This window comes from Streptomyces nanshensis (genome assembly GCF_001751255.1).
Classification (GTDB): Bacteria; Actinomycetota; Actinomycetes; order Streptomycetales; family Streptomycetaceae; genus Streptomyces; species Streptomyces nanshensis_A.
In genome coordinates this window covers 10,166-21,140 of the sequence record NZ_LJGW01000272.1, presented here as the reverse complement: position 1 = coordinate 21,140, position 10,975 = coordinate 10,166, and the positions used below count along the sequence as shown (strand labels likewise).

The following is a 10,975-nucleotide window of genomic DNA, read 5'->3' as shown; positions in this document are numbered from 1 at the left end:
CGCACCGGCCGCGCCGCCCGACGGCGAGCACGCGAGCGAGCGCGTGGCCCCGGCCCGCGCCGTCTCCGGGGTCTCGGGCCGCTCCGGCTCCTCGAACCGCGTACGGGCCCGGCTCGCGCGCCTCGGCGTCCAGCGCTCCAGCCCGTTCAACCCGGTGCTGGAGCCCCTGCTGCGGATCGTGCGCGGCAACGATCCGAAGATGGAGTCCGCGACCCTCCGCCAGATCGAGCACGCCTACCAGGTCGCCGAGCGCTGGCACCGGGGCCAGAAACGCAAGAGCGGCGACCCGTACATCACGCACCCCCTCGCCGTCACCACGATCCTCGCCGAACTGGGCATGGACCCGGCGACGCTGATGGCCGGGCTGCTGCACGACACCGTCGAGGACACCGAGTACGGACTGGACGCGCTGCGCCGGGACTTCGGCGAGCAGGTCGCGCTCCTCGTGGACGGCGTCACCAAGCTGGACAAAGTCAAGTTCGGCGAGGCGGCGCAGGCCGAGACCGTGCGCAAGATGGTCGTCGCCATGGCCAAGGACCCCCGGGTGCTGGTCATCAAGCTCGCCGACCGCCTGCACAACATGCGCACGATGCGCTATCTGAAGCGGGCCAAGCAGGAGCAGAAGGCCCGGGAGACGCTGGAGATCTTCGCGCCCCTCGCGCACCGGCTCGGCATGAACACCATCAAGTGGGAGCTGGAGGACCTCGCGTTCGCGATCCTCTACCCGAAGATGTACGACGAGATCGTCCGCCTCGTCGCCGAGCGCGCCCCGAAACGGGACGAGTATCTGGCCGTCGTCACCGACGAGGTCCAGGCCGATCTGCGGGCCGCGCGCATCAAGGCCACCGTCACCGGCCGCCCGAAGCACTACTACAGCGTCTACCAGAAGATGATCGTCCGCGGCCGCGACTTCGCGGAGATCTACGACCTGGTCGGCATCCGCGTCCTGGTGGACACCGTCCGCGACTGCTACGCCGCGCTGGGCACCGTGCACGCCCGGTGGAACCCGGTCCCGGGCCGGTTCAAGGACTACATCGCGATGCCGAAGTTCAATATGTACCAGTCGCTGCACACGACGGTCATCGGCCCCGGCGGCAAGCCCGTCGAGCTCCAGATCCGCACGTTCGACATGCACCGCCGCGCCGAGTACGGCATCGCCGCCCACTGGAAGTACAAGCAGCAGGCGGTCGCCGGCGCCTCCAAGGTGCGGACGGACGTCCCCAAGGGCACCGGCAAGGGCGACGAGCACGTCAACGACATGTCGTGGCTGCGGCAGTTGCTCGACTGGCAGAAGGAGACGGAGGACCCGGGCGAGTTCCTGGAGTCGCTGCGCTTCGACCTCTCCCGCAACGAGGTCTTCGTCTTCACGCCGAAGGGCGACGTCATCGCGCTGCCCGCCGAGGCCACCCCCGTGGACTTCGCGTACGCCGTCCACACCGAGGTCGGCCACCGTACGATCGGCGCCCGCGTCAACGGGCGGCTGGTGCCGCTGGAATCCACCCTCGACAACGGCGACACCGTCGAGGTCTTCACCTCCAAGTCGCCCGGCGCGGGGCCCTCCCGCGACTGGCTGGGCTTCGTAAAGTCACCGCGCGCCCGCAACAAGATCCGCGCCTGGTTCACCAAGGAACGCCGCGACGAGGCCATCGAGCAGGGCAAGGACGCCATCGCGCGCGCGATGCGCAAGCAGAACCTGCCGATCCAGCGCATCCTGACCGGCGACTCCCTCGTCACGCTCGCCCACGAGATGCGCTACGCCGACATCTCCGCCCTTTACGCCGCGATCGGCGAGGGCCATATGTCCGCGCAGAGCGTCGTGCAGAAACTCGTACAGTCCCTCGGCGGCGAGGACGCCGCCAACGAGGACCTGGCCGAGACCGCGCCGCCGATGCCGGCCGCCACCCGCCGCGCGAAGCGCCGGGCGAACTCCGATCCGGGCGTCGTGGTCAAGGGCGTGGACGACGTGTGGGTCAAGCTGGCCCGGTGCTGTACGCCGGTGCCCGGAGACCCGATCATCGGCTTCGTCACCCGTGGCAACGGGGTCTCCGTGCACCGTACGGACTGCGTCAACGTCGACTCCCTGACGAAGGAGCCCGAGCGGATCATCGACGTCGAGTGGGCGCCCAGCCAGTCGTCGGTCTTCCTCGTCGCCATCCAGGTCGAGGCGCTGGACCGCTCCCGGCTGCTGTCGGACGTCACGCGGATCCTCTCCGACCAGCACGTCAACATCCTCTCGGCGGCCGTGCAGACCTCCCGCGACCGCGTCGCCACCTCGCGCTTCACCTTCGAGATGGGCGACCCCAAGCATCTGGGACACGTACTGAAAGCGGTACGCAGCGTGGAGGGCGTCTACGACGTCTACCGGGTGACGTCCTCGCGCAAGCCGTCCTGACCGGATCGGCCGGGCGGCGCACTCCTCGACCGGTCCGGCGCCCCGTCGCCGAACCCGGCCCGGGCGCAAGCCCGTTCAGCCGGATCCGCCTCCTCGCCGCGCAACTCCCCGCAGCCACCGGCCCGTCCGGCCGCAGGGCCCGCTCGGGCCCGCTGAGCGGCGCGGCCCGAGCGAACGCCTCAGCCGCCGAACTCCTCCAGCCCCTTCAGCGCCTGGTCCAGCAGCTCCTGACGGCCCGCCAGCTCCTTCTCCAGCTTCTCCGCCTTGGCGGTGTTGCCCGCCGCGCGCGCCTTCTCCGCCTGGCCGCGCAGCTTGTCGACGGCGTCCTGGAGCTGTCCGGTCAGCCCCGCCGCGCGGGCCCGCGCCTCGGGGTTCGTACGGCGCCACTCGGCCTCCTCGGCCTCTTGGATCGCCCGCTCCACCGTGTGCATACGGCCCTCGATCTTCGCCCGTGCGTCACGGGGTACGTGACCGACGGCGTCCCAGCGCTCGTTGATCCCGCGGAACGCGTTGCGGGCGGCCTTCAGGTCGGTGACCGGAAGGAGCTTCTCCGCCTCGGTGGCCAACTCCTCCTTGCGGGCGAGGTTCTCGCGCTGCTCGACGTCCCGCTCGGCGAACACCTCGCTGCGCGCCTGGAAGAAGACGTCCTGGGCGCCGCGGAAGCGCTGCCACAGGTCCTCCTCGTGCTCGCGCTGCGCACGGCCCGCGGCCTTCCACTCCTGCATCAGATCGCGGTACTTGGCGGCCGTGGGGCCCCAGTCCCGCGAGTCGGAGAGCGCCTGCGCCTCGGCGACCAGCTTCTCCTTGCGCTGACGGGCCTCCTCGCGCTGCGCGTCGAGCTGCGCGAAGTGGGACTTGCGGCGCTTGGAGAACGCGGAGCGGGCATGCGAGAAGCGGCGCCACAGCTCGTCGTCGGTCTTGCGGTCCAGCCGCGGCAGACGCTTCCAGTTCTCCACCAGGGCGCGCAGCCGGTCGCCGGCCGCCCGCCACTGCTCGCTCTGCGCCAGCTCCTCCGCCTCGGCGACCAGCTCTTCCTTGGAGTGCCGTGCCCGCTCGTTCTGCTGGGCCTTCTCCGCTTTGCGCTCCTCGCGGCGCTTCTCGACGGCGGCCGTCAGGGCGTCGAGCCGCCTGCGCAGCGCGTCGAGATCGCCGACGGCGTGATGCGCGTCGACCTGCTCGCGGATGTGGTCGATCGCGGCCGTGGCGTCCTTGGCGGACAGATCCGTGGTCTGCACGCGCCGCTCCAGCAGGCCGATCTCCACGACCAGGCCCTCGTACTTGCGCGTGAAGTAGGCCAGAGCCTCCTCCGGGGAACCTGCCTGCCAGGATCCGACGACCTTCTCACCGTCGGCTGTACGCACGTAAACGGTCCCCGCCTCATCGACGCGGCCCCACGACGGGTCGCTGCTCACAGCGCCTCCTCCACAAGATGCCCAGGCTGGGTGCGGGCCCCCCGGCATCGTCCACAGTCTCGTCATTGCCAACATAGGCGAAGGCCGCCCGCGCTGTCCGCATGCGGACGGAGCGAAATTGTGCACGCGAAGGGCACCGTACGTACACAGCCGGGCCGGTCAGGACTTGGTGACGGTGGCCCGCTCGATCACCACGTTCGCCCGGGGCGGGGTGTTCTGCGTCTGCGGATCCGGGGTCGAGCCGGCGTCCGCGATCTTCTTCAGCACGCCCATGCCCTTCGTGATCTTCCCGAACGGGGTGTAGTCGGGCGGGAGCTTGCTGTCCTCGAAGACGAGGAAGAACTGACTGCCGCCGGTGTCCCGGCCCTTCTTCGACTGGGCGTCGTACCTGTTCGCCATCGCGACCGTGCCCGCCGGGTACGTGCCGCCCTTCAGCCGCGGGTCCTTCAGATTCTCGTCGGGGAGCGTGTAGCCGGGGCCGCCCTTGCCGGTGGCCTTCGGGTCCCCGCACTGCAGGACGTGGATGGTCCGGTCGACCAGGCGGTGGCACTTGGTGTGGTCGAAGAACTTCTGACCGGCCAGGAAGCGGAAGGAGTTGGCCGTGTGCGGGGTCTTCGCGGCCTCCATGTCGAAGCGGATGTCGCCGCACGTCGTCTTCAGGTCCATCGTGTACGTCGCCGACTCGTCGACGTCGAGGGCGGGTTCCTTCTTCCACTGCTTGCCGTTGGGCCCGCCCTTCGACGGCTTGTCGCAGAAGGTGTCCTTCGAGGAGCTCTGCTTCTTCGCCTTCTCCTCCTCGCCGCCCAGCCCGCCGGACGCGGCGTAGGCGGCGCCCGCCCCGAGCACCAGCACCACGGCGGCGGCGATCGCGATGTTGCGCAGACGGGCCTTGCGCCGGCGCTCCTCCCGCCTCGCCTGCTGCCGCTGGTACTTCTCGCGTGCAAGCTGCTTTCTGCGCTGTTCGCTGCTGACCACCGGGGGATTCTCCTTCGGATCCTGCGGGCCGTACCTGCGTGGGCCTCGGCGGGGGATGCCTGCGTACGTACCAGAGTCCGCCCGTACCGTATACGGGTTCGCGGCGCCCGGTCCGCCGCCGGTAGGCTGTGACGGGCCTGACCGGCGGGGCGGGAGACGCGGATCGCCGCAGGCCTCCGGCGTTCCCGGGCTGTCGGCACGGGCGCCGTGACCGATTTCCGGACGACTGAAGGACGATCGTGCTTGTTGCCGGGTTCCCCGCCGGGGCCTGGGGGACCAACTGCTATCTGGTCGCCCCCGCCGCCGGCGAGGAGTGCGTGATCATCGACCCGGGCCACCAGGCCGCCGAAGGCGTCGAGGAGGCCGTCGCCAAACACCGGCTGAAGCCGGTCGCCGTCATCCTGACCCACGGCCACATCGACCACGTCGCCTCGGTCGTGCCGGTCTGCGGCGCCCACGACGTGCCCGCCTGGATCCACCCCGAGGACCGCTACATGATGAGCGACCCGGAGAAGGCGCTGGGCCGGGCCATCGGCCAGCCGCTCATGGGCGAGCTGACGGTGGGGGAGCCGGACGACGTCGAGGAGCTGACCGACGGGGCCACGCTGCGCCTGGCCGGTCTGGAGCTGACCGTCACGCACGCCCCGGGCCATACCAAGGGGTCGGTGACGTTCCGGATGCCCGAACAGGCCGATGTGCCACCGGTGTTCTTCTCGGGCGACCTGCTCTTCGCCGGCTCCATCGGACGTACCGACCTGCCCGGGGGAGACCACGAGGAGATCCTCCAGTCGCTGGCCCGCGTGTGCCTGCCGCTGGAGGACGAGACCGTGGTGCTCTCGGGCCACGGCCCCCAGACGACGATCGGCCGGGAACGCGCCGCCAACCCCTTCCTGCGGCAGGTGGCGGCCGGGCCGGGCGGCGGTGCCACGGGTGCCGCCCCGCGACGAGGAATGTGACGAGACCTTCCGTGACCACCTTCAAGGCCCCCAAGGGCACCTACGACCTGATCCCGCCGGAGTCCGCCGACTTCCTCGCGGTACGTGAGGCGCTCTCCGCGCCGCTGCGCCGCGCCGGATACGGCTACGTCGAGACGCCCGGCTTCGAGCAGGTCGAACTGTTCGCGCGCGGTGTCGGCGAATCCACCGACATCGTGACCAAGGAGATGTACACCCTCACCACCAAGGGCGGCGACGAACTCGCCCTGCGCCCCGAGGGCACCGCCTCGGTGCTGCGCGCCGCGCTGGAGGCCAGCCTGCACAAGAGCGGCAACCTCCCGGTGAAGCTGTGGTATTCGGGCTCGTACTACCGCTACGAGCGCCCCCAGAAGGGCCGTTACCGGCACTTCAGCCAGGTCGGCGCCGAGGCGATCGGGACCGAGGACCCGTCCCTGGACGCCGAGTTGGTGATCCTCGCCCACGACGCGTACCGCTCGCTGGGGCTGCGCGACTTCCGTCTCCTGCTCAACTCCCTGGGCGACAAGGAGTGCCGTCCCGTCTACCGCGCGGTGCTCCAGGACTTCCTGCGCCGGCTCGACCTCGACGAGGACACCCGGCACCGCATCGAGATCAACCCGCTGCGGGTCCTGGACGACAAGCGCGAGAGCGTGCAGCGGCAGCTCACCGACGCCCCGATGATGCGCGACCACCTCTGCGAGGCGTGCAAGTCGTACCACGAGCAGGTGCGCGAACTGCTCACGGCGGCGGGCGTCGCCTACGAGGACGACCCGCGGCTGGTGCGCGGCCTCGACTACTACACGCGCACCACCTTCGAGTTCGTCCACGACGGGCTCGGCTCGCAGTCGGCCGTCGGCGGCGGGGGCCGCTACGACGGGCTGTCGGAGATGCTCGGCGGGCCCGCGCTGCCGTCCGTGGGCTGGGCGCTGGGCGTCGACCGTACGGTGCTGGCGCTGCGCGCGGAGGGCGTCGAGCTCCAACTGCCCGCCCCCACGGACGTGTTCGCCGTCCCGATCGGGGACGAGGCGCGGCGTGCACTCTTCCGGGTGGTCACCGAGCTGCGCAGGGAGGGCGTCGCGGCCGACTTCGCCTACGGCGGCAAGGGCATGAAGAACGCCATGAAGTCCGCCGACCGCTCCGGCGCCCGCTACGCGCTGCTGGTCGGCGATCGGGATCTCGCCCAGGGCGTGGCGCAGCTCAAGGACCTGGGCAGCGGTGAGCAGACCGCCGTACCGCTGGACGGGGTGGTGGCCGAGGTGGCCGGGAAGCTCCGCTGACAGTACGGCCCTTGGTGCACAATGAGCGGCACACGGGGCAGCAGAGGACCGACGACGGGATCTAGGGCTCATGACCATGACGGCACCCCTCGACGACGCTCGCAGCGGCACCGACAGGGAACCGGAGGGCACCGGCGTCGTCGGCGCCTCACGCGCCTTCGCCTGGATGCTGCTGGTCACGGCGGCCGCCGGTCTGCTGGCGGCATGGGTGATCACGCTCGACAAGATCAAGCTCGCGGAGAACCCGGACTTCACGCCCGCGTGCAGTCTCAATCCGGTCATCTCCTGCGGCAGCATCATGAAGAGCGAGCAGGCCGAGGCGTTCGGGGTGCCGAACCCGATGATCGGGCTCGTGGCGTACGCGATCGTCATCTGTGTCGGGGTCAGCCTGCTGACGGGCGCCCGCTTCCCGCGGTGGTACTGGCTGACGTTCAACGCCGGCACGCTCTTCGGCGTCGGCTTCTGCACCTGGCTCATGTACCAGTCCCTGTACGACATCGGCGCCCTGTGCCTGTGGTGCTCGCTGGCCTGGGTCGCCACCATCGTCATGTTCTGGTACGTGACGGCGCACAACGTCCGGCACGGCTTCCTGCCCGCGCCCTCACCGGTACGCGGCTTCCTGGACGAGTTCCCGTGGGTGCTGCCGGTGCTGCACATCGGCGTCATCGGGCTGCTGGTCCTGGTGCGCTGGTGGGACTTCTGGACGCGCTGAGGAAGCGCAGACCGTTGGGGACGGGGCCGGATCCGAGGTGGTCCCGGCCGCGTTGTCGGAGCGTTGATTTAGGGTTCCTGGCGTGGAACCCGACCTGTTCACCGCCGCCGCAGAGGAACGCCAGGCGCAGGACCCTTCGGCCAGCCCCCTCGCCGTACGGATGCGCCCGCGCACCCTCGACGACGTCGTGGGCCAGCAACATCTGCTGCGCCCCGGCTCCCCGCTGCGCCGCCTCGTCGGCGAGGGCGGCGGAGGCCCCGCCGGCCCCTCGTCGGTGATGCTCTGGGGCCCGCCGGGCACCGGCAAGACGACCCTCGCGTACGTCGTCAGCAAGGCCACCGACAAGCGCTTCGTCGAACTGTCGGCCATCACGGCCGGAGTGAAGGAGGTGCGGGCGGTCATCGACAGCGCCCGCCGCTCCTCCGGTGCGTACAGCAAGGACACCGTCCTCTTCCTCGACGAGATCCACCGCTTCAGCAAGGCCCAGCAGGACTCCCTGCTGCCCGCCGTGGAGAACCGCTGGGTCACGTTGATCGCGGCCACGACGGAGAACCCGTACTTCTCGGTGATCTCGCCGCTGCTCTCGCGTTCGCTGCTGCTGACGCTGGAGGCCCTTACCGAGGACGACGTGCGCGCGCTGGTACGCCGGGCCGTGGAGGAGGAGCGCGGTCTCGGCGGTTCGGTCACGCTGCCCGCGGACTCCGAGCACCATCTGCTGCGGATCGCGGGCGGCGACGCCCGCCGCGCGCTGACGGCGCTGGAGGCGGGCGCGGGAGCGGCCCTCGCCAAGGGCGAGTCCGAGGTCACGCTGGCCACGCTGGAGGAGGCGGTCAACAGGGCGGCCGTGACCTACGACCGCGACGGCGATCAGCACTACGACGTCGCCAGCGCCCTGATCAAGTCGATCCGCGGCTCCGACGTCGACGCCGCGCTGCACTATCTGGCACGCATGGTGGAGGCGGGGGAGGATCCGAGGTTCATCGCGCGCCGGCTGATGATCTCCGCCAGCGAAGACATCGGCCTCGCGGACCCGACCGCTCTGCAGACGGCGGTGGCCGCGGCCCAGGCGGTGGCCATGATCGGCTTCCCCGAGGCCCGCATCACGCTCGGCCACGCGGTGGTCGCACTCGCCCTCGCGCCGAAGTCGAACGCCGCGTACCTCGCGGTGGACGCCGCCCTCGCGGACGTACGCGCGGGGCTGGCCGGTCCCGTGCCCCCGCATCTGCGCGACAGCCACTACCAGGGCTCGGCGAAGCTCGGCCACGGCAAGGGCTACCAGTATCCGCACGACCTGCCCGGCGCCATCGCCGCGCAGCAGTACGCCCCGGACACCGTCCACGGCAGGCGCTACTACGAGCCGACGCGGTACGGAGCGGAGGCGCGCTACGCCGAGGTGGCCGAGCGCGTCCGCGAACGGCTGCGGGGCAGTGCCCCGGCGTCGCCGCAACAGGAATCAGCACCGCGGGAGACACCGGACGGCGAGAGCTAGGGCCTGCCGCCCGGGGCCGGGCGCACCCCGGCCCCGTTCCATCCCGTCCGCCCGCCCGAAGTCCCGTACGGCACCGCCCCGTTGGCGCTACTCCGCCGCCGCCGCGAACAGCAGCCGCATCGCCTGCCGCAACTGGGCCACGTCGTCCACCGGGTCCGGGAACTCGAACCTCGCGTCGAAGCACGCCCCGGCCTGGTGGCCTTCGAGATCGCAGAAGCGCACCCGCATCCCGTACCGGTCCACCGACAGCGGCACCGCCCGCGCACTCGCCGCGGCACACGCCGGCCCGGGGTCGCCCAGCAGCCCGCACAGGGTCCGCATCTGGTCGTCGTGGGAGGCGGCCAAGTGCTGGAGGAGTTCGGCCTCGTGCGGTGCGAGCGGGTCGGGGGACGCCGCCGCGAAGTCGTCGGGCTCGACCGACTCCGCGCCCCACAGGTCGTCGACGTACGCCTCCCCGACCTCCAGCCGCAGCAGCACCCACGCGATGTCGGCCGCGGGCGGCCCGCCCGGGTGCCGTGCCGTGATCAGCCGTGCGAGGTCGGCACGTTCCTCACGTCCCACGGGTGTGAGCCAGCCCGCGACCCAGGCCCGGCCCCGTACGCGGTGGGGCACCGCGACCGGTGCCACGTCGGTGATTTCCATCACCGCGGTGACTTCGTCGCCGCTCGCACGCGCCGCGAGCTGCGCGGCGGGCGAGGCGGCGGGGACGAGAAGTACGACGTCACCGTCCTCCGTGACGGCGCGGGCCTCCGGGCTGCCGTGGCCGAGAGCCGCTGTTTCCGTAGGGCGGGCTGAAGGAATGTCGAGCACGGCCGATACGCTGGATTCCACGAGGGTTCGTACGCGCTCCGCGGCATCAGGTGCCCGGGCGTCTTCCACGGGACGCGGCTGTTCCCGTTCGGAACCGGAATCGGCTCCGGTGCGGGGAATCCCAGGTCGAAACATACGTTCTCCTCCGCTAAGGTAAGCCTCACCTAACTTACACGGAGGTCTGTTCAGTGAACCAGTCGCGTCCCAAGGTCAAGAAGTCGCGTGCCCTCGGCATCGCGCTGACCCCGAAGGCCGTGAAGTACTTCGAGCACCGGCCCTACCCGCCGGGCGAGCACGGCCGCGGGCGCAAGCAGAACAGCGACTACAAGGTCCGGCTGCTGGAGAAGCAGCGGCTGCGCGCCCAGTACGACATCAGCGAGCGCCAGATGGTGCGCGCCTACGACCGCGCCCGTAAGACGGGCGGCAAGACCAGCGACGCGCTCGTCATCGAGCTGGAGCGCCGCCTCGACGCGCTCGTGCTCCGCTCCGGTCTGGCCCGCACCATCTACCAGGCCCGTCAGATGGTCGTGCACGGCCACATCGCGGTGAACGGCCGCAAGGTCGACAAGCCCTCCTACCGGCTGAAGCCGGAGGACGTGGTGCAGGTCCGCGAACGCAGCCGCAACAAGCACCCGTTCCTCGTCGCGCGTGAGGGCGGCTACGCCCCCGACGGCGAGACCCCGCGTTACCTCGAGGTCAACCTGGAGGCGCTCGCCTTCCGTCTGGACCGTACGCCGAACCGCAAGGAGATCCCTGTGGTCTGCGACGAGCAGATGGTCATCGAGTACTACGCACGCTGAACCCGCGGGCGCGAGGGGTCGGTCGCCCGCCGACGGACGGGCCGCGCGTGGCGCACGCCGCGCGGCGGGCCCGCCGGACGCCGCTCCGGATCTCCAACCGGAGGCGTCCGTACGGCTGTTGACCGCCGCCCCTGCGCCCGCCCGGCGGCCGGCGT

9 protein-coding genes are annotated in these 10,975 nt (G+C 71.0%); 6 read left to right on the top strand and 3 right to left on the bottom strand.

The window, feature by feature from the left end; genetic code table 11:
• The coding region (locus AN218_RS16220; protein ID WP_079132230.1) for a RelA/SpoT family protein at window positions 1-2,392 on the top strand (2,392 nt) is incomplete at its 5' end.
• 179 nt (window positions 2,393-2,571) lie between these two features.
• On the opposite strand, the gene AN218_RS16215 is transcribed toward AN218_RS16220, so the two are convergent.
• The gene (locus AN218_RS16215) at window positions 2,572-3,804 is read right to left on the bottom strand and encodes a DUF349 domain-containing protein (protein WP_070017604.1); all 1,233 of its coding nucleotides are present in this window, start codon (window positions 3,802-3,804) and stop codon (window positions 2,572-2,574) included.
• Window positions 3,805-3,963: 159 nt separating this feature from the next.
• Window positions 3,964-4,779 (bottom strand): peptidylprolyl isomerase, encoded by an 816-nt coding sequence (locus AN218_RS16210; RefSeq protein ID WP_070017603.1) that lies wholly within the window; start codon window positions 4,777-4,779, stop codon window positions 3,964-3,966.
• A gap of 239 nt (window positions 4,780-5,018) precedes the next feature.
• Here AN218_RS16210 and AN218_RS16205 point away from each other — a divergent pair, with 239 nt between their 5' ends.
• From AN218_RS16205 to AN218_RS16190, 4 genes are all read left to right on the top strand, one after another.
• Window positions 5,019-5,735: an MBL fold metallo-hydrolase gene (locus tag AN218_RS16205; protein ID WP_070017602.1), complete on the top strand. Its 717-nt coding sequence runs from the start codon at window positions 5,019-5,021 to the stop codon at window positions 5,733-5,735.
• Window positions 5,736-5,746: 11 nt separating this feature from the next.
• Entirely contained in the window at window positions 5,747-7,009 is a 1,263-nt protein-coding gene (gene hisS / locus AN218_RS16200; RefSeq protein WP_070017601.1) for a histidine--tRNA ligase, read from the top strand.
• Between the two features lie 70 nt (window positions 7,010-7,079).
• Complete coding sequence (locus tag AN218_RS16195) at window positions 7,080-7,721, top strand: vitamin K epoxide reductase family protein (RefSeq protein ID WP_070017600.1); 642 nt, start codon at window positions 7,080-7,082, stop codon at window positions 7,719-7,721.
• Window positions 7,722-7,803: 82 nt separating this feature from the next.
• Window positions 7,804-9,210 (top strand): replication-associated recombination protein A, encoded by a 1,407-nt coding sequence (locus AN218_RS16190; protein ID WP_070017599.1) that lies wholly within the window; start codon window positions 7,804-7,806, stop codon window positions 9,208-9,210.
• Window positions 9,211-9,297: 87 nt separating this feature from the next.
• On the opposite strand, the gene AN218_RS16185 is transcribed toward AN218_RS16190, so the two are convergent.
• Complete coding sequence (locus AN218_RS16185) at window positions 9,298-10,155, bottom strand: DUF2470 domain-containing protein (protein WP_079132229.1); 858 nt, start codon at window positions 10,153-10,155, stop codon at window positions 9,298-9,300.
• Window positions 10,156-10,208: 53 nt separating this feature from the next.
• Here AN218_RS16185 and rpsD point away from each other — a divergent pair, with 53 nt between their 5' ends.
• On the top strand, window positions 10,209-10,820 hold the full coding sequence (gene rpsD / locus AN218_RS16180; RefSeq protein ID WP_070017597.1) for a 30S ribosomal protein S4: 612 nt from the start codon (window positions 10,209-10,211) through the stop codon (window positions 10,818-10,820).
• Window positions 10,821-10,975: the final 155 nt, after the last annotated feature.

Coding starts and splice junctions, on each gene's coding strand:
- AN218_RS16195 (WP_070017600.1), top strand. CDS start 7,080: ATGACCATGACGGCACCCCTCGACGACGCTCGCAGCGGCACCGACAGG.
- AN218_RS16185 (WP_079132229.1), bottom strand. CDS start 10,155: ATGTTTCGACCTGGGATTCCCCGCACCGGAGCCGATTCCGGTTCCGAA.